We start from the raw sequence: 19,357 nt of genomic DNA, 5'->3' as shown, positions 1-19,357 counted from the left end.
CCAGACGTTACGCGTCGATGTTGTCCCAGGCATCGGGACCCTCGGAGCCCGCGGCGTAGTCGTCGAGCGGCGTCTTCCCGCTGCGCCAGGCGTCCAGGAAGGGTTCGACGACCTTCCAGCCCTGCACGGCGCTGTCGCCGCGGACCGAGAGGGTGGCGTCCCCCTCGAGGACGCCGGCGAGGACCTCGCCGTAGGCGCTCAGCCGGCCGGGGTTGAACGACACCTCCAGCGCCGTGTGGTCGATCGTGTACGGGTCGCCGGGGCCGTTCACGTTGAGCTCGAGCTGCATCTCGTCGGGGGCGATCCAGATGCACAGCCGGTCGGGCCGCTCGGCCCCGGTCAGGCCGACGGGCACGTGCGGCGAGTCCTTGAACGTGATGAGGATCTCGCGGCGCTGCTTGCCGAGTGCCTTGCCCGACCGCAGGGTGAACGGCACGCCCGCCCACCGCCAGTTGGCGACCTCGAGCTTGAGCTGGGCGAGGGTCTCGGTGCCGAGCGACGGGTCCACGCCGTCCTCGTCGACGTACGAGGGCAGCTGGCGGTCGCCGACCTTCCCGGCGGTGTACCGCGCGCGCTTGCCGGCACTGACGACGTCGCCGCCCCACGGTCGGACGGCCCGGAGCACGAGCTCCTTCTGGGTGCGGAGGTCGTCGGCGTCGATGCTGGCCGGCGCCTCCATCGCGACCACGGCGAGCACCTGCAGCAGGTGGCTCTGGATCATGTCGACGAGCGCGCCGGCCTTGTCGTAGTACCGCGCACGCCCCTCGAGCCCGAGGGTCTCGTCGTACACGATGTCGACGCGCTCGACGTGCTGCGACGACAGCAGGGGCTCGATGATGCGGTTCGCGAACCGCAGCCCGAGGAGGTTCAGGACGGTCGACCGGCCGAGGAAGTGGTCGACGCGGTGGATGCGCTCCTCGGGCAGGAACGAGTGCAGCAGGTCGTTGAGGTGCTCGGCGCTCTCGGCGTCGGTGCCGAACGGCTTCTCGAGCGCGAGCCGCGTGCCGGCGGGCAGGTCGAGGCCCTTGAGCACCTCGCAGCTCTTCTCGGTCACGGCGGGCGGCAGCGCGAAGTAGACCGCGGGGTCGTGCTCGCACGCGGCGAGGAGCGCCCGCAGGTCGTCGGCGGCGGTGACGTCGGCCTTCCGGTAGGTGGAAGCGTCGACGACGGCCTGCAGTCGGGCGGAGAGCGTCGCCTCCGCCTCGGCACCCTCGTCCTCGTTCTTCGACGCCTGCGCGTTCTCGAAGGACGCACGCACCTGCTGCTTCCAGTCGGCGTCCGAGATGTCCTCCACGCCGGCTCCGACGAGCTGGACGTCCCAGTCCTCCTTCACCTCCAGCAGCGTCGCGAGGCCGGGCAGGAGCAGGCGCTTCGACAGGTCGCCACTGGCACCGAGGATGAGCAGGGAGGTCTGGAGGCTCGACATGCCCCAGAACGTACTCATGCGTTCCGGCACGTGGCCGGGAGACGCCGATACGGTGGGACTCAGTCCGGCGCGAGGGAGCACCATGAGCAGTGGGTACGAAGGGCGACGCCTCCGCGTCGCCGTGGTCGGGACCGGCATGATCGCCGGAGTCCACGCGCGGGCCGCGCGCGCGGCGGGCGCCGAGGTCCTCGGCGTGCTCGGCCGGAACCGGACGCGATCGGAGCAGGTCGCCGCGCAGCTCGGCCTGCCGCGCGGGTACGCCTCGCTCGACGAGGTGATCGCGGACGCCCCCGACGTCGTGCACATCTGCACCCCGAACGACCAGCACCACCCGCAGGCGCTCGCCGTGATCCGCGCCGGCATCAACGTCGTGTGCGAGAAGCCCCTGGCGATCGGCGCCGCCCAGGCGTCGGAGCTCGTCGAGGCGGCCGAGCAGGCCGGGGTCGTCGCGACGGTGCCGTTCGTGTACCGGTACCACCCGATCATCCGCGAGATCCGCGACCGCATCGCGGACGGCGACCTCGGCCGGGTGCTCGCCGTGCACGGGCACTACCTGCAGGACTGGATGCTCGACGAGGACGCCTCGTCGTGGCGGGTCGACGCCGGGTCGGGCGGGCTGTCCCGCGCCTTCGCGGACATCGGCTCGCACTGGTGCGACCTCGTCGAGTTCGTCACCGGCGACCCGTTCGCCTCGGTCTCCGCCGTGACCGACATCGTCTACCCGACCCGCCCGGCAGCCTCGGGCCCGTCGTTCTCCGGCTCGCCGGACCCCGACCCGGTCGCCGATTCATCGCAGCGTGCCGAGGTCACCACCGAGGACACCGCCGTCGCCACCTTCCGCACCGGCACCGGTCGGATCGGCAACGTCGTCATCTCGCAGGTCGCCGCGGGCCGCAAGAACCGGCTGTGGTTCGAGGTCGACGGTTCCCTGGGGTCGGCGGCCTTCGACCAGGAGCAGCCGGAGTCGGCGTGGTTCGGCAACGAGCGCGGCGCCCAGATCGTCGTCCGCGACCCCGCCCTCGGCGTCCCCGACCAGCGCCGGCTCGCCGTCGTGCCGGCCGGGCACCCGCAGGGCTACCTCGACGCGTTCGCGGCCTTCGTCGCCGACACGTACGCCGCCGTCCGCGCCGAGGGTGACCGGTCGGCGTGGCCCGAGGGACTCCCCACCTTCGCGGACGGGGCCCGCGCGGCGCACATCATCGACGCCGTGATCGGCAGCGCCGCCGACGGGACGTGGAGGGAGATCCGATGAAGCTCGGGATGCTCACCGCCTGCCTGCCCGGGTGGTCGCTCGACCGCATCGCCGGGTTCGCCGCCGAGCAGGGCTACGAGCGACTCGAGGTCGCCGTCTGGCCCGGCACCGGCGGTCGCGACTTCGAGGCGGCGCACCTGCCCGTCGCCACGTTCACCGAGTCGGACGCCGACGCCACCCGTGCGCTCCTCGACCGCACCGGCCTCGAGATCTCCGCGCTCGCCTACTACGAGAACAACCTCCACCAGGACCTCGACCGCCGCGCCGAGGTCAAGACCCACCTGTTCCACGCGATCGACGCCGCCCAGACGCTCGGTGTCCCCTACGTCGGCACCTTCGTCGGCCGCGACAACAGCAAGTCCGTGCGGGAGAACATGGCAGAAGGCGACCGGGTCCTGCCGGAACTCGTCGACTACGCCGGCGAGCGCGGGGTGAAGCTCATCATCGAGAACTGCGTCATGGAGGGCTGGCACCCGGACGGCTACCCGGGGAACATCGCCTACTCCCCCGAACTCTGGGGCTGGGTGACCGGTCTCGGCTTCGGCCTGAACTGGGACCCGTCGCACCTGACGTGGATCGGCATCGACCCCGTCGAGACGATCCTGCCCTTCGCCGAGCACATCGTGCACGCCCAGGCGAAGGACCTCGAGCTCTTCCCGGACAAGCGCAACGAGTTCGGCTTCTTCGGCAAGGTCGACAAGGGCGAGAACCCGTGGGAGATGGGCTGGTGGCGCTTCCGCGTCCCCGGCCGCGGGGTCGTGGACTGGCCGCACGTCGTCGACCGGCTCTACGAGGCGGGCTTCGACGGCACGCTGAGCGTCGAGCACGAGGACCCGCTCTGGGGCGGCACCGACGAGAAGGTCCTCGAGGGCCTCCGGATCGCGCACCGCACCCTGCGTCCCCTGATCGCCCAGGGAGGCTGACCCGAGCACGCTGGTCGCATGACCAAGACCGTGAGCGACTTCGTCATCGACCGCATCAAGGCGTGGGGCGTCTCCCGCGTGTTCGGCTACCCCGGGGACGGGATCGGTGCGTTCGACGGCGCGCTCGGCAAGGCCGACGGCAGCGAACGGGCGCTCGAGTACGTCCGCCCGACGCACGAGGAGATCGCCGCGCTGATGGCGACGGCGCACGCGAAGTTCACCGGCGAGGTCGGCGTCTGCGTCGCGACGTCGAGCCCGGGCGCCTTCCACCTGCTGAACGGGCTCTACGACGCGCAGATGGACAACCAGCCCGTCGTGGCGATCGTCGGGCAGCAGGGTCTGGCGTCGATCGGGACGTTCACCCAGCAGGAGTCCAACCTCGAGCGCGTCTTCGCCGACGTGGCCTGCTACGTCGAGACCGTGGCCACGCCGGACGCCGTCGGGGTCGTCGTCGACACCGCGTTCCGGACGGCGATGCTCCGGAAGCAGCCCGCTGTGGTGGTGCTCCCCCACGACGTGCAGGCCATGGCCTACGAGGCACCGGCGGCGGAGCACTGGGTGTCCCGGTCGAGCGACGTCGCACCGTCGACGCGGATCACGCCGCCGGCCGACGCGCTGGCGAAGACCGCGGAGATCATCAACGCCGGGGAACGCGTGACGTTCCTCGTCGGAGCCGGTGCGCGCGGTGCCACCGACCAGGTGCTCGCCGCGGCCGAGAAGGCCGGCGCGGGCATCATCACCGCACTCCGGGGCAAGGACGTCATCCCGTCGGACGTGCCGTGGCACACGCAGCAGGTCGGGCTCCTCGGATCCCGTCCGAGCCTGACCCAGATCAAGGAGTGCGACACGATCGTGCTGCTCGGTACGAACTACCCGTACGGCGAGTACCTGCCGGCCACCGGTCAGGCCCGCGGCGTGCAGGTCGACATCAAGCCGGAGCAGCTCGGCCTCCGGTACCCGACCGAGGTGAACCTGTGGGGCGACGTCGGTGCGACGCTCGACGCGCTGCTCCCCCTGCTCACGGAGAAGACCGACACGTCGTGGCAGGAGCGGCTGGCGGGCGAGATGCGGGAGTGGGAGGCCGAGATGGCCCGGCAGGCCGAGGTCGGCTACGACGACGGGGTGAACCCGCGCCGGGTGATCCGCGCCGTGAACGAGCACCTGCCGGAGGGCGTGACGGTCACCTGCGACGCCGGCACCACGGCCGACTGGTACGGCCACCACATCCGCCTGCGCCGCGGGATGCGCGGCGACATGTCCGGCCGGCTCGCCACAATGCTCGCGGCGATGCCCTACGCGGTCGCGGCGAAGTTCGCGTTCCCGGACCGTCCGGCGGTGTGCACGATCGGTGACGGCGCGTTCCAGATGCTCGGGATGAACGAGCTGATCACGGTGAAGAAGTACATGGCCGCGTGGCCGAACCAGCAGCTCGTCGTCGTGATCATGCACAACGACGACCTCGGGCAGGTCTCGTGGGAGATGCGCACCGAGGACGGCAACCCGATGTGGCGCGGCTCGCAGGACGTCGAGACGATGGACTACGCCGGGTACGCCGAGCTCCTCGGCTTCACCGGCATCGCGGTGCGCGGCGACGACGAGGTCGAGGCAGCGGTGCAGCGCGCGTTCGACAACCCCGGCGTCACCGTCATCGACGCGTACGTCAGCCGGAACGTGCCGCCGCTGCCGCCGCACATCACCCGCGAGTACGCGGTGAACACGGCGAAGAGCCTGCTGCAGGGCGACCCGGCCGAGCTCGGCGTCGTGAAGGACTCGGCCAAGGCGTTGGCGGCCGAGGCGGTCGAACGCGTGCGGGGCGTCCTGGGCCGCGACTGACCGGGTCGGCGGCGGTCGACGCAGCCGCGCGTGTGAACAACACGTGACGTGTTGCGGCCAGGGCTGGCGCGTCGCCTGTGCGCTTTCATAGGTTCTCGGACGATGAACGCTCACACCTCCCCGCGCCGACGACGGCGCCTCGTCAGCGGTGCCGCACTCGCCACTGCCGGCGTCCTCGTGGCCCTGTCCGTCCCGTCCACCGCCGTCGCCGCTCCGGGCGACGTCACGATCGACCTCTACGACGTCAACGACTTCCACGGTCGCATCGCGCAGTCCATCTCCCAGACGGACGGCAAGCCGACGCCCCGCGACGGCGACGCCGCCGGAGCGGCCACCCTCGCCGGTGCGCTGGAGCAGCTCCGCGGCTCCGATCCCTCGACGTCGGCGTTCGTCAGCGCCGGTGACAACATCGGCGGGTCGACCTTCGAGTCCTTCATCCAGGACGACCAGCCCACCATCGACGTGCTCAACGACATGGACCTGTCGGTCAGCGCGATCGGCAACCACGAGCTCGACAAGGGGCAGGACGACCTGCGCGACCGGGTGATCAACGGCCCCGCCGACACCCGGGCGCAGTGGGACTACGTGTCGGCCAACATCCTCGACAGCGCGACGGGGAAGCCCGCGTTCGACCCGTACGCGATCGAGGAGATCAGCGGCGAGCGGGTCGCGTTCATCGGCGCGACGGTCGACCTGGTCGGGCAGGGCCTCGTCAGCCCGGACGGCATCGAGGGCCTCGTGATGGGCGACATCACCACCGAGGTGAACAAGGTCGCCGCACAGATCGTCGAGGACGACGCCGCCGACGTCCTCGTCCTGCTCGTGCACGACGGCGCCGAGTCGGCCGCACCGGCCGACCTCGACGGCGACGGTGCGTTCGCCCGGGCCGTGCACGGGGTGACGCCGGACGTGTCCGCGATCCTCTCCGCGCACACCCACCAGACCTACGTCCACTCGGTCGTCCCCGAGGGCGGCACGGTCGCCCGCCCGGTCATCCAGACCGGGTCGTACGGCTTCAACCTCGGCCACGTGCAGCTGACGGTCGGGGCGGACGACACGGTCACGCCGACCGTGGCGGAGAACATCCGCCTGGTGGACGGCACGTTCACGCCGGACGCGGGTGTGCAGGCGACAGTCGACGCCGCCGTCGCGAAGGCCGACGAGCTCGGCGCCGTCGAACTCGGGACCGTCGACCGCGACCTGCGCCGTGCCGTGCAGCGGAACGGGTCCGAGAACCGGGGCGGTGAGTCGACGCTCGGGAACTTCGTCGCCGAGGTGCAGCGCGCCGCGACGACCCGGCAGGGCTCGCAGATCGCCTTCATGAACCCGGGCGGGCTCCGTGCGGACATCGCCTCCGGATCGGTCACCTACAAGGAAGCCGCGGTCGTCCAACCGTTCGCGAACACCCTCGTCGTGCTCGACCTCACCGGTGCCCAGATCCAGCAGGCGCTCGAGCAGCAGTGGCAGCCCGCGGGTGCCAGCCGACCCTTCCTCAAGCTCGGCGTCTCCGACGGGTTCGTCGTGACGTACGACCCGCTCGCGCCCGCCGGCTCGCGCATCACGTCCATGTCGCTGCACGGCACGCCGATCGCCCCGAGCACGACCTACCGGGTCACGGTGAACTCGTTCCTCGCCGGTGGCGGGGACAACTTCGCCGCCTTCACGGCGGCCTCGGCCAAGCAGGACAGCGGCAAGGTCGACCTCGAGGCCCAGGTCGAGTACTTCGACGGCAACCGGGCCGTCGCGGTCCAGCGCGACCAGCGGTCCGTCGGCGTGCACATGACGCCGACACCCGCCGGCGGCTTCCAGCCGGGGGACGAGGTGACGATCGACCTGTCGTCGCTGACGTTCAGCAACGACGGCGACCAGGCCGGCACCGTCTCGGTGCGCGCGGGCGACCGGGTCCTCGACACCGCGACGGTCGACACGAGTGTGGTCGACAAGAACGACGAACAGGGTCGCGCCACGCTCGACTTCACGGTGCCGGGCGCCGAGCAGGCCGAGCCGACCGGACGTGCGGTGGCTCGCGCAGCAGCCGTCACGACCCTGGCCGCCGCCCCGGCAGCGACGACCGACGAGCCGCTCGTCGTCACGCTGCCGAACGGTCAGACGGTGACGCTGGCCGTGACCGTGCCGATCGCCGCGGCCGTCGACCCGACCGATCCCACGGAGCCGACCGACCCGGCCGACCCGGGCACTCCGGGGGCCGGCGACCCCGGCACCGGTGGCGACGGCGGCGGTGCGGCCGGCGTCGACACCGACGGCGACGGTGTCGACGACGGCACAGTCCCGGTCCGGGCCGACGGTGAACTCGCGTTCACGGGCGCGGAACTCGCTGCCCCGGCGATCGCGGCGGGCGTCCTGCTCCTCGCCGGACTCGCGGCGCTCGCGGCCGTCCGCCGGAACCGGGCGAGGCGTGAGGCGGCGGTCCTGACGGACTGACCCCGCGCCTCCAGGCCGACCCGACGGGCCGTCCCACCATGGTGGGACGGCCCGTCGTCCGACTGCCTGGAGGCACGGATCACGTCGTGCGCGTCGGCACGCGTCGACCGGTCGTCACCAGCACTGTCCCATCCCGGTACTTCCCTGCGGTACCGGTGAAGCGCGGGGTACGCTCGGGCCTGTCGCAACGCGACGCGTCGCGCTGGGTCGCCTCTCATCCGGACGGTGGTTCCGCCCGGCGGACTCCGCGACGCGGGTGCTCTCCGTCTCCAGGGAAACGACGGAGGGCACCCACTCTCGCGCGGTCAGCGGAAGAGCTGTTCCCCGATGTAGGAGCCCTTGCGGGGAGCCGGGGGGACGGCGAACACGGCCGAGCCGATGTGCGAGATGTACTCGTTCAGCCGGTCGGACGCGCCGAGCTTCCGCTGCAGCGTCGTGAAGTGCTCGGGGTCGTTCATGTACGCGGTGAACAGCAGCCCGGCGTCGAGCTGCCCGTACTGGTTCAGCCCGTCCGTGTAGTTGTACGGACGCCGGAGGATCTTCACACCGCCGTTCGCCTCGTGGGCCGCGAGGGCGATGTGCGACGTCGGATCGATCTTCGTCCCACCGCCCGTCGCCGCGGCGTGGAAGTCCGGCGTGGTGTGCTCGCTGCCGCCGGAGAGCGGGGCACCCTCGATCTTCGTCCGACCGAACACCCGCTGCTGGTCGCTGACGACGTCGGCGTCCCAGATCTCGATGTTCATCCGGATCTTCCGCGCCACCTGGTACGTGCCGCCGGCCATCCAGTCGGCGTCGTCGTCACCGACCCAGACGAACCGGGCGTAGTCCTCGTCGGTGCTGATGTTGCGGGTGCCGTCCTTGAACCCCATGAGGTTGCGGGGCGTGGACTGGTCGGGGCCCGCCGAGGCCCGGCCGAAGCCGAGCACGGTCCACCGCACGGTCGCGGTGCCACGGGCCATGCGCGCGAGGTCGCGGACGGCGTGGTACGCCACCTGCGGGTCGTCCGCGCACGCCTGCAGCGAGAGGTCGCCGCCGGTGAGCCCGTCCTCGAGGTTGTCGCTCGGCAGCGTCGGGATCGCGGCGAGGCGCGCGGGCTTCTTCGCGGCGAGGCCGAAGCGGTCGTCGAAGACGCCCGGGCCGAGCCCGACGGTCACGGTGAGGGACGCGGGGCCGAGGTCGAGCGCCTCACCCGTGTCCGCGCCGACGCCGTCGCCGTGGGCGGGTTCGACGCTGCCGACGGTCTTGCCCGCCTGCAGCTGCGCGATGGACGCGGACCAGCGGGCGAGGAGCACCTGCAGGTCCGTCGCCGTGCTCGACGCCATGTCGAAGGTCATGAACACGCAGTACCGCTGCGGCGCGGTCTGCACGCCTCCCTGGGGCTGCCGGGCGGTGGTTGCGTAGAACGGGTGGCTCTGCGACAGGTCGATCGACTCGTCGCCGTCGGTCGCGGCCGCCAGCGGGTTCACGCCGGTGGCGGCGGTGGCCCCGGCGATGCCGGCGACCGCGCCGACGCCGACACCGGCGGCCGCGACACCCGCGCCGAACAGCCCGCGCCGGGAGACGCCGGCGCGGGCCGCGGGCTGGTCCTGCTGGTCGTGCTGGTCGGTCACGCGGTGGCGACCTTCTCGGCGAGGCGCGACAGCGGGTCCTGCAGCGCCTGGACCTGCTGGGAGACCTTGTTCGCGTCCGACGCCTTGGTCGCGGCGTCCCACGTGGCGAAGCCGCCCAGGTCGTCGGCGTTCCGGTAGCCGTCCATCAGCGCGTTCGTCGCGTCGAACTGCTTCGCGATCTGCTTCGTGAGGGTCGGGTCGAGCTTGGTCAGGCCCGGCTTGAGGTACGCGAACGCCTGGCGGGCACCCTCGACGTTGGCGGCGAGGTCGACGAGGTCGATGTGGCTGTACGCCTCCTCCTCGCCGGTGATCTTGTTCGACTGGACCTCCTCGAGGAGCCCGGCCGCACCGTTCGCGAGGTCCTCGGGCTTGTAGTCGAGCGTCGGCACGAGCTTCGCGAGCAGCTCGACGTTCTCGGTCAGGTCCGCGGCGGTCTGCTTCGTCGTCGGCGTGATCGCGCCGGCCTCGAACAGGTCCTTCTCGACGGCGTGGAACCCGCTCCAGCCGACGGCCGGGTCGAGGTTCGAGGCGCGCATGTCGATCAGGTAGTCGAGGTTGCCCGCGTTGTCGGTGGCTTTGAAGCCCTTCTTCACGAAGCCGTCGACGTCGCTCTCGACGTGCTCGTAGAACGGGCGGGCGTTCGCGTAGTCGGTCTTCGCGGCGGCGAGGTCGCCCTTGTCGACGTCGGCCTGCAGCTGCTTGACCGCGGCGACCATGTCGGTGACCTGGCCGTCGACGTACTCGGCGTAGCCCTTCGTGCCCTCCTGCAGCAGGGTCGCAGCGCTGCTGTTCGCCGTCGAGGTCACCTTGCCGGTGACGGTGAAGTCGGTGAGTTCGCGCTCCGCACCGGGGCAGTACACCTGGTACTCCCCGCCGGTCAGCGTCGCGGTGAACCGGACGGCGTCGAGCCCCGGAGCCAGGTTCTCCTTCTCGCCGAGGATGCGCTGGTCCTGCAGCAGCTCGACCTCGGTGATCGCCGTCGACGACTCGTTCTTCACAGTGAACGTCACGGGCCCCGCGGGGACCTTCGTCGTCGACACCGCGCACTTGTCCGAGCCGTCGTTCGTCAGCGTCACCGAGACACGGGACACCTTGCCGGAGGCCTCGGCGCCGTCGCTCGACGACGGGGACGAGGCCGCGCAGCCGGTGAGTGCGAGCGCGGCGACGACGCCGAGGGCGCCGATCGTGATCAGGGGGCGGGCAGTCCTAGCGAACGGCATACTCGGGGCTCCTCGTGGCGTCGTCCGCGGGTGGGCCGCGGGACGGGTCGGGTTCGGGCGTGGTGGTCGTGGGGGTGGGCCGACGTCGGCGGTCACGCAGGGCCAGCAGCGCCTGCGTGACGGTGGCGAGGCCGAGGGCGATCGGCAGCCAGGCCTTCCACAGCAGCAGCTCGGCCGCGCGCGTGTCCGCGCTCGCCACGGCAGCGGCGGACCGCTGGACGTGTGCGTCGGGGACGGCCCAGAGGGTGCGGTCGAGCGTCGTGGTGCGTGCAGCCGGGAGGCCCCCACCGGCGATCGTGAGCACGGTGCGTTGGGTGCGGGTCGCGTCCAGGACGCCACCACGGACCGTCCAGAGGGTGACGGTGTCGCGGACAGCCCAGCGGGCGGTGAACGGACCCGGGTTCGTGCTCGGCGAGATCCCGACCGGCACCCGGCCGAACAGGTCGACGAGGTCGTCCAGGCTCAGGGTCGACGGCCGCGCGGCGGCCGTGCTGCCTGCCGTGGTGGCCGGGGCCTCCGCGGTGGTCCGCCAGCGGTCCGCGGTCACGCCCGCGCGGGTGACGCGGCGGTGAGCCGACGTCGGCAGGGTGATCCGGGCCTCCCGGCCGCTGCCCGTGGTGCGGAGGACGGCTGACGCTCCGTCGACCGACGCCGCGACGGACGTGGCGTCGCCGGTGACCGCGGTCGTGCGGGGCAGGTCGACGCCGCCGGTCGGGACGCCGACGGCGAGCGCGACGGCCGCGACCGCGAGGCCCGCGGCGACGCCGGCGCGGACGACGGGGACCCGCGCCGGGGTCGGCCGCCACGCCCGGGGCCAGAGCGAGAGGGCGAGGACCGGGACGACGTAGAGGACCCAGCCGAGCACCTCGATGACGCGCGGGTCCGGCGGGATGCCGAGGACGCCGGTGACGAGCGCGCCCTGCACGGACCCGTTCGGGGCGAGCCAGCTGAGGTCGACGGTGCGCTGCTGGCCGATCACGATCCAGCCGGCCTCGTGCGCACGGCGGAGCACCGTCAGGACGAGGCCGCCGGCGACGAAGACGAGGAAGACGCCGGTGCCGGTGAAGAACCTCGACAGGTTCAGGCGGACGCCACCGGTGTAGATGCCGTAGCCGACGACGACCGCGCCGGCGATGCCGATCACCGCGCCGAGGGCCGCGAGTCCGGTGTCGGACGATGCCTGGAAGGTGGCGAGCAGGAAGACCGCGGTCTCGAAGCCCTCCTTGAGGACGGCGAGGAACGCCATGCCGGCGAGCGCCCAGGCCGTGCCGCGCCCGAGGGCCTCGGTCGCACTGGCCTCGAGCTCCTTCGTCAGGGTGCGCGCGTGCGTGCGCATCCAGACGATCATGCCGGTGACGAAGACGACGGCGACGATGCCGATGACTGCCTCCATGCCCTCCTGCTGCGCCTGGGGCAGCGCCTGCTCGACGACCTGCAGCCCGAAGCCGACCGCGATGCTGAGCACGACGGCGACCCCGACGCCGAGCCACATGGGGGCGAGGGGGACACGGTTGCGACGGAGGAACGCGGCGATGATGCCGACGATGAGCGTCGCTTCGAGGCCTTCGCGGAGGCCGATGACGAGAGTGGCGAGCATGACGAAGGTGAGGCTAACCTAACCGGGCCTCGGCCCGCCAGTCGTCCGGCGTGGGGTTTGATGGTTCTCATGAACCTGCTGTCGCCCGAGGGACTGGCGTCGGTCACGAACGTGCTCGACCTCGCTGGCGTGTTCGCGTCCGCACTCCTCGGCGGATCCCTCGCCCGCACCATGGACTTCGACCTGTTCGGGTTCCTGGTCGTCGGGTTCATCTCCGGGCTCGGCGGCGGCATCCTGCGCGACACCCTGCTGCAGAACGGCCCGCCCGTCGCGCTCGTCGACCCGCTCTACGTGCCCGTCGCGATCGCCGGCGCCCTCATCGCCTTCTTCGTGTCCTTCTCGGCGCTCACCTGGGACCGGTTGTTCACGGTGCTCGACGCCGCCGTCATCGGGTTCTGGGCGGTGGTCGGGGTCCAGCGGACGTTCGACGCCGGACTCCCGTGGCCCGCCGCGATCATCATGGGCACCATCACCGCGGTCGGCGGTGGTGCGATGCGGGACCTCCTGCTCCGCCGCGTCCCCGCCGTGTTCGGCGGCAACGCGCTCTACGCCACCGTGGCCGTCGCCGCGTCGGCCGTGATGGTCATCGCCTCGCACCTCGGCTCGCCGACGATCGGGATCGTCGCCGCGATCCTCCTGTCGCTCGGGCTCCGCTGGGGTGCCGTCCGGCGGGGATGGGGTCTGCCGAACGGCCGCGACTGGCAGCCGAAGTCGACCCTCGGCTCACTCCTGCAGCGAGGCCGGAAGCTCCGCCCGGACGCCATCCGGCTGCTCCGACGCCCCGGCCGCCGCTCGGGCGCGGGCAGCGTGCGGAGCGAGCACGAAACGCCCGACGACTGAGGGGCTGTCATCCCGCGGTCCTCGGGCGTAGCATCAGTACCGCCGGGTATCGATCCGGTGCACGTCGTCCGCTCTCGCACCGACGCGACCCGAACGCGACGGTTCCGAGCAGACGTGTGGTTGGGGGCTTCGCTGATGCCGCGCGGGATCAGACGCGCGGCGCGGCAGGTCTCCGTCCACGCCCTGCACGCACCAGAATGATGGCCGACCACCACCACGCCAGCCCGACGAAGCCGGACCAGACGCGCTTCGGCGGGCCACGTCGAATCAGGAACCGATGAGCGACGACGCCCCCGACGCCCCTGACGCCCCCGTGCCGGACTCCCCCGTGCCGGATTCCCCCGTGTCGGACTCCCCCACGCCTCGGACGCCGCGGGCCGAGGTCCGCGAGCGGCTGCTGCTCGCCGGTGCCGCGGTCTTCGCGGAGCAGGGCGTGCACGAGGCCCGTCTCGACGAGGTCGCCGCCCGCGCCGGGTTCAGCAAGGGTGCCGTCTACTCGAACTTCTCGTCGAAGGACGACCTCGTCGGGCAGGTCATGCAGCGCGCCACGAACCTGGTGCTCGGCGAGCTCCGCGGGTTGGTGCGCGCAGACATCGCCGCCGTCGAGATCGGCGACGTCGTCCGAGCGGCGTTCGGCCGGCACGACCAGAGCGCACAGTTCGCCCTGCTCTCCGAGTTCCGCGGCTACGCCATCCGGCACCCCGAGTTCCTGCCCGAGTTCGTCCGGCAGCGGCGCGAACTGCAGGACGGTGTGCACGAGCTCGTGCTGCTGTGGTTCGGGGCGCACCCGGAGATCGACCCCGGGATGCCGCTGGAGGACCTCACCACCGTGCTCGTCGGGGCGAACGTCGGCATCATGTTCGACACCGCGGCGCTGCCCGGCGTGAACCCGGGCGAGGTCGTCGCGGCCCTCGTCGAGGCGGTCATCCGCCGCCGCTGACCGCGCCGCGCACCGTGCGAGGTTCGCCACGCGGTGCGCCGCGCACCGTGCGAGGTTCGCCACGCGGTGTGCTGCGCACCGTGCGAGGTTCGCCACGCGGTGTGCCGTCCGTCGGCCGGTGCGAGCCTGCAGCACCGCACGGGGCGCGCAACCTCGCACCGTGCGGCCAGCCGTCGGCCGCCGTGCACCGTGCGAGATCGGCCGCGTGGTGCGCCGTCCGTCGCCGGGTGCGAGCCTGCAGCACCGCACGGGACGCGCAACCGCTCACCGTGCGGCCAGCCGTCGGCCGCCGCGCACCGTGCGAGGTTCGCCACGCGGTGCGCCGTCCGTCGCCGGGTGCGAGCCTGCAGCGCCGCACGGGACGCGTAACCTCGCACCGTGCGCGGTACGCCAGGCCGGGCCGCGCTACGCGGTGCGGCGGCGCGCCCGACGTCCCTCGTGCGACCACGCCGACGAGGGCAGCAGGCTCGGCGGCAGCACGCGCGACCGGAGCACCCGCGCACCGGAGGCCGATGCGTCGAGGGCGACCCGCGCCTCCCGGACGGCGACGAGCAGCGCGTCCGTGTCCACCGACGCCGATCCGTCCGCCGCGAAGCGTTCCCGGTCGACCGCGTCGACCACCGCGTCGAGGTGCGGCAGCACCGACGCCGGCAGCGACGGGCGGAGCCGCCCCAGCACCGCGCGCGCGGTCCGTGCGGCGGCGGCGGAGTCGCCGGGCGGCGCGAGCCCCGGCGCGTACCCGTGGTCGGCGACGTCGTCGAGGACCTCCCGCCACGCGTGCACCGCTGGCGACCGACCCGACCGGACGGCCCCGATCCGGGAGCGTCGCCGAAGCGCCCGCACGAGCGCCGGCGAACCGAGCAGCGCCAGGGCGAGCACGATGCCGACGGCCAGCCCGAGCGGCCCGTTGCCGCCACCGTTCGTCGAACCAGCGGCGCCGGGACCAGCGGATGCCGAGGGGGTCGGGGTGGCCTCGGACTCGGCCGGTGCGGACTGGCCCGGCGCCGGCAGCGGGGTGTCGGGGGCCGCGGCGGACGGGGTCGCGGTCGCCTGGCTCGAGGAGGTCGCGGCGTCGTCGGAGTCCGGCGTCGGCTCGAACGCGACCCACCCGGCGCCCTTGATGTACAGCTCGGGCCATGAGTGCAGCTGCCGGTTCGAGACCGTGTACTCGCCGTCCGCCTGGGTCGCGCCGGCCCGGTACCCGACCGCGATCCGTGACGGGATGCCGAGCGTGCGGGCCATCACCGCCATCGCCGAGGAGAAGTGGACGCAGTAGCCCTGCCGGACCTCGAGGAACTTGGCGACGACGTCCATGCTGTCGCCGTCGTAGCCCTGCTCGACCGGCGCGGTCTCGGAGTAGGTGAACAGGTCGCTCCGGAACCACTGCTCGAGCGCGCGGGCCCGCTCGTAGTCGGTCCCGGCGTTCCCGGCGACCCGCTGCGCCGCGCGGGCGATGCTGTTCGGCAGCTTGTCCGGCAGCGCGAGGTCGGTGCGGAGCTGGGCGGGCGACGGCCTCGCGAACCCACGACCGTCGGCTCGGCCGAGGAGTCCCGAGGCGGCGATCGCGTCGAGGTACTCCCCCGACCAGGTGGAGGCCCCGTAGACCTCGTACGTGGAGCCGCGCGGTGTCGCGGGTCCGGTCGACCGGACGGTGCTCGAGTCCCCCATCCAGCGCCACTGGCCGAGGTCGAGGTTGGTGGAACGGGACTCGATCGACACCGCACCGGAGGGCACCGGCAGGTAGTTGCTCGACAGCCCGGTGATCCGGACCGTGACGTCGCCGCGGGTCGAGAGCCGCGGGTTCACACCGACGGCCCACTGCTGCTGGTCGGCGGTCTCGGAGGTACTGGCGTCGGTCGTGGTCGGCACCCAGTCGCCGGTGCCGAACTCGTCGAGGTCGGCGAGCTTGAGGTACTCCGGCTGCCCGTCGGACGAGCGGTACCGGAACACCTCGAGCTCGTTCGGCTGCCGGAGGTCCTGGCCGAGGTTGAGCAGGGTGCCGGGGCGCCCCGGCTGGACGGGCGACTGGATCGCACCGGTGACCCCGGACAACCAGCTGGCGTTGAGCGGCACGATCGCCGGCAGCCCGACCGCGACCACGAGCCCGATCGCACCGACCACCGCGGCCGGGAACGCCCGCTGGACGGGTCGGACCGACAGCCAGAGCAGGGCGAGGAAGGCGACCCCGGTGACGATGACGAGCGCGGGGGCAGCGGGGGCGCCGGTGACGATGCCCGGGACGATGAGGATGACGAGGGCGGGCGCCGCGGCCAGTGCTGCGGTCGGGGCGACGGCCGCCAGGAACAGGGACACCCCGGCGACCCACCCGATCGCGATCGTCACGATGAGCCGGATCGAGTCGGTCTGCGGCAGCGGCGCGGGGTTCAGCCGGATCGCCGCCAGCGTCTCCCCGAGCGCACCGTCCTTGTCCAGCCAGCCGAGCGGTTGGATGTCGTTCACGACGGCGGCGGCGCAGGAGAGCACCACGAGCGCCGCGACGAGTGCGACGAACCGGATGCCGGGGGCACGTCGGCGGACGGCGAGCATCGTGCCGACGAGCACGGCGGCGATGAGGATGCCGGAGACCCACCACGCGATGCCCTGCACGAGCGGACGCATCGCGAGCGCGGCGATGAGCACGGGGACGGGGGCGAGCGCGACGACCCAGGGGTTCGGGGAGTCTGGGCGGTCCGCGCGCTCGGGCGGCACACGGCCGTCGGACGGGCCGCTCGCCCGACCGGACGGGCCGCGGGGCGCACCACGCTGCGGTTCGCGGGTGGTGACGCCGCTCACCGGATGCTCCCGGCGGTGTGCGCACCGGCGACCGGCACGACGAGGGTCCGCCATCCGCCGCGGTCGAGGATGCCGCGGACCACCGGGTCCGGCGGGACGATGGTCGCCATGATGCCGCGGCTGGAGCCGGTCGTCGCGGAGACGAGTTCGGCGGCCTGCTCGGCGGTGCAGTGCCCGGTGACGACGGCGGTCATGCCGTGCACGTCGCGCCCGCGGACGTCGGGCAGGACCTCGGTGACGGGGCGCGCGTCGGAGCGGATCCGGACGTCGGCGAGCCCGACGAGGACGTCGGTCAGTCCGCCGGCGTCGCCCGCGTGCCGGGTGCTGCCGGAGGGGCCGTCGCTGACGAGCAGCACGCGGGAGGTGCGTGCGGCCAGTGCGCGGGCGACACTGGCGGCGACGACGACCGCGTGCTCGAAGGCGGCATCGCCGCCGAGGTCGGACAGCTCGGCCAGGTCGTCGCGTCCGAGCCGCTGGTACGACTCGCGGCGGACGTCGAGTGCGATGACGGCCTCGGGCGGTTGCGCCTGCGTGGTCTGCCGGACGTGGAGCTCGCCGCGCTTGGCGCTCTGGCCCCAGTGCACCCGGCGGATCGGGTCGCCCGGCCGGTACGGGCGGAGTTCGCTGTCGTCCGCCGATCCACCCTGTCCGACCCGGCCTTCGTCGGCGGACACGGCGCCGGCGAGGGCACCGGTGTCGAGCGCGGCGAGCGGGGTCGTCGCCGGGACGACGACGACCTCTTCTGCCTGCACGACGGGGCGGTCGATGCGGAGGAGCCCGAACGGGTCCTCGACGCGGATCGTCACCGGACCGACCAGGCTGCGCCCGCGGTGCATCGCGAGCGCCTCGACGTCGAGCACCGCCGGCGGCACGGCCGGGCCGACCGCGGCGTACGTCTCCGCGGTGGTCATGCTCACCAGGCCGTCGTCGAGCTGTTCACGGACGAGGAGCGTCGACCGCGGGCCGATCGGCAGGCTCGTGCCGCGCAGCGTGATGCGTTCGCGGTAGACCTCGCCGACCTGCACGATCGCCCGCGCGGTGCTGCGGGCGCCGCGGAGCGGAGCGGCCACGACGAGCGCCATCACCACGCCGAGGACCACGAGGACGAGCAGGAGCAGCCCTGCCGAGACCGCGACGCTCGTCGTGCCGACCAGGCCGCCGCCGATCAGCCCGATGCCGACCGCGATGACGGTCCATCCCCGCACCGTCGGGCGCGGGAACGGTGTCCGGCGCAGGAGCGACAGGGCACGGCGTCCGTACCGGCCGAGGACCGATCGTGCGGCAGCGACGCGCAGTGCAGCTGACGACGGTGCCGACGAGCCGGACATCAGGAGCGGACGGGGGCGGCGGTGAAGGGCACGGCGGTGTCGGACACGATGCGGACCACGATCTCGCGGGCGGTGTCGTCGCCGGTGCCGCCGAGGCCGCGGGCAACCGGCACGAGCCGGTGCGCCAGGATCACCGGCGCGAGGGTCGCGACGTCGTCCGGCGTGACGAAGGGCCGGCCGAGCAGGGCCGCGTGGGCGCGTGCGGCCTGCGCGAGGTGCAGCGTCGCGCGGGGGCTGGCGCCGAGGACGATGTCCGGGTGGGACCGGGTCGCGCGGACGATCTCGACGATGTACGCCTCGACGTCGGGCGCGACGTGCACCGTGCGGACCGAGTGGATGAGGTCGCGCAGGGTGCCGACGTCGACGATCGGGCGGAGGTGCGCGAGCGGGTCGCCGCCGCCGCGGTTCGTCAGCATCTGCCGTTCCGAGTCGGCGCTGGGGTACCCCATGGTGAGCCGCGCCATGAAGCGGTCACGCTGGGCCTCCGGCAGGGGGTAGGTGCCCTCCATGTCGATCGGGTTCTGCGTCGCGACGATCATGAACGGGCTGTCCAGCTTGCGCGTGACGCCGTCGACGGTGACCTGGGACTCGGCCATCGCCTCGAGCAGTGCCGACTGGGTCTTCGGGCTGGTGCGGTTGATCTCGTCGCCGATGACGACGTTCGCGAACACCGGTCCGGGTGAGAACCGGAACGTGCTCGACGACTGGTCGAAGATGTTCACGCCGGTCACGTCGGACGGGAGCATGTCGGAGGTGAACTGGATGCGGTTCACGGAGCCGCCGACGGAGGCGCCGAGCGCCTTCGCCAGCACCGTCTTGCCGACGCCCGGGACGTCCTCGACGAGCAGGTGGCCCTCGGCCAGCATCACGGTGAACGCGGTGCGGATGGCCTCGGTCTTGCCGTCGACCACCGTGGAGACGGCGGCGATGACGCCGTCGCCGACGTCGCGGATGCGATCGATCGGGAAGACGGGGTCGGTCGGTTCCGGCACGCAGGCCTCCTCGTCGCGGGACAGGTGTCGTGCATGCTACCTCGGCCCGGTGACAGCCTCCGGAGCGTGCGCCGCGGTCCGCACCCGGGGACACGGCCTGGAGGCGCGGATCACGTGTGCGGTCCGCTCACGTGATCCGCGCCTCCAGGCTGATGACCGCG

At 72.8% G+C, this 19,357-nt stretch carries 13 protein-coding genes; 6 read left to right on the top strand and 7 right to left on the bottom strand.

Features of this window, described 5'->3' with window-relative positions:
* Positions 1-7: 7 nt before the first annotated feature.
* On the bottom strand, positions 8-1,426 hold the full coding sequence (locus tag BLT36_RS10695) for a glucose-6-phosphate dehydrogenase (RefSeq protein WP_092095040.1): 1,419 nt from the start codon (positions 1,424-1,426) through the stop codon (positions 8-10).
* Positions 1,427-1,508: 82 nt separating this feature from the next.
* Here BLT36_RS10695 and BLT36_RS10690 point away from each other — a divergent pair, with 82 nt between their 5' ends.
* The 4 genes from BLT36_RS10690 (at position 1,509) to BLT36_RS10675 (ending at position 7,876) form a co-directional block, all read left to right on the top strand.
* The gene (locus BLT36_RS10690; RefSeq protein WP_175529603.1) at positions 1,509-2,678 is read left to right on the top strand and encodes a Gfo/Idh/MocA family protein; all 1,170 of its coding nucleotides are present in this window, start codon (positions 1,509-1,511) and stop codon (positions 2,676-2,678) included.
* Complete coding sequence (locus BLT36_RS10685; protein ID WP_092095036.1) at positions 2,675-3,601, top strand: sugar phosphate isomerase/epimerase family protein; 927 nt, start codon at positions 2,675-2,677, stop codon at positions 3,599-3,601. Before BLT36_RS10690 ends, BLT36_RS10685 begins: the two co-directional genes overlap by 4 nt.
* Before the next feature lie 18 nt (positions 3,602-3,619).
* Positions 3,620-5,434 (top strand): thiamine pyrophosphate-requiring protein, encoded by a 1,815-nt coding sequence (locus BLT36_RS10680; protein WP_092095034.1) that lies wholly within the window; start codon positions 3,620-3,622, stop codon positions 5,432-5,434.
* Between the two features lie 102 nt (positions 5,435-5,536).
* The gene (locus tag BLT36_RS10675) at positions 5,537-7,876 is read left to right on the top strand and encodes a bifunctional metallophosphatase/5'-nucleotidase (protein WP_092095032.1); all 2,340 of its coding nucleotides are present in this window, start codon (positions 5,537-5,539) and stop codon (positions 7,874-7,876) included.
* A 305-nt stretch (positions 7,877-8,181) separates the two neighbouring features.
* On the opposite strand, the gene BLT36_RS10670 is transcribed toward BLT36_RS10675, so the two are convergent.
* Genes BLT36_RS10670 through efeU form a run of 3 tightly spaced genes read right to left on the bottom strand, consistent with a single transcriptional unit; the run spans position 8,182 to position 12,303 of the window.
* Entirely contained in the window at positions 8,182-9,486 is a 1,305-nt protein-coding gene (locus BLT36_RS10670) for a Dyp-type peroxidase (protein ID WP_092095030.1), read from the bottom strand.
* Positions 9,483-10,706, bottom strand: a complete 1,224-nt coding sequence (efeO, locus tag BLT36_RS10665) for an iron uptake system protein EfeO (protein ID WP_092095028.1) — start codon at positions 10,704-10,706, stop codon at positions 9,483-9,485. Before efeO ends, BLT36_RS10670 begins: the two co-directional genes overlap by 4 nt.
* Positions 10,693-12,303 (bottom strand): iron uptake transporter permease EfeU, encoded by a 1,611-nt coding sequence (gene efeU / locus BLT36_RS10660; protein WP_092095026.1) that lies wholly within the window; start codon positions 12,301-12,303, stop codon positions 10,693-10,695. The genes efeO and efeU overlap by 14 nt, the downstream gene beginning before the upstream one ends.
* Positions 12,304-12,372: 69 nt before the next feature.
* On the opposite strand from efeU, the gene BLT36_RS10655 reads away from it, so the two are divergent.
* The gene (locus BLT36_RS10655) at positions 12,373-13,143 is read left to right on the top strand and encodes a trimeric intracellular cation channel family protein (protein WP_092095024.1); all 771 of its coding nucleotides are present in this window, start codon (positions 12,373-12,375) and stop codon (positions 13,141-13,143) included.
* Positions 13,144-13,420: 277 nt separating this feature from the next.
* Positions 13,421-14,083, top strand: coding sequence for a TetR/AcrR family transcriptional regulator (locus tag BLT36_RS10650; protein WP_092095022.1), 663 nt, complete (start codon positions 13,421-13,423; stop codon positions 14,081-14,083).
* Between the two features lie 405 nt (positions 14,084-14,488).
* On the opposite strand, the gene BLT36_RS10645 is transcribed toward BLT36_RS10650, so the two are convergent.
* From BLT36_RS10645 to BLT36_RS10635, 3 genes are read right to left on the bottom strand one after another with little or no spacing between them, the layout of a single operon-like run.
* Positions 14,489-16,876: a transglutaminase TgpA family protein gene (locus BLT36_RS10645; protein ID WP_139166440.1), complete on the bottom strand. Its 2,388-nt coding sequence runs from the start codon at positions 16,874-16,876 to the stop codon at positions 14,489-14,491.
* Positions 16,873-18,204, bottom strand: coding sequence for a DUF58 domain-containing protein (locus BLT36_RS10640; RefSeq protein ID WP_092095018.1), 1,332 nt, complete (start codon positions 18,202-18,204; stop codon positions 16,873-16,875). Before BLT36_RS10640 ends, BLT36_RS10645 begins: the two co-directional genes overlap by 4 nt.
* A complete protein-coding gene (locus BLT36_RS10635; protein WP_217638307.1) occupies positions 18,204-19,157 on the bottom strand; it encodes an AAA family ATPase in 954 nt (317 codons plus the stop codon). The genes BLT36_RS10640 and BLT36_RS10635 overlap by 1 nt, the downstream gene beginning before the upstream one ends.
* Positions 19,158-19,357 lie beyond the last annotated feature (200 nt).

It is taken from the genome of Curtobacterium sp. UNCCL20, from assembly GCF_900101675.1.
Lineage (GTDB): Bacteria > Actinomycetota > Actinomycetes > Actinomycetales > Microbacteriaceae > Curtobacterium.
The sequence above is the reverse complement of the archived record's forward strand: the minus strand, read 5'-3'. Positions and strand labels throughout refer to the sequence as shown.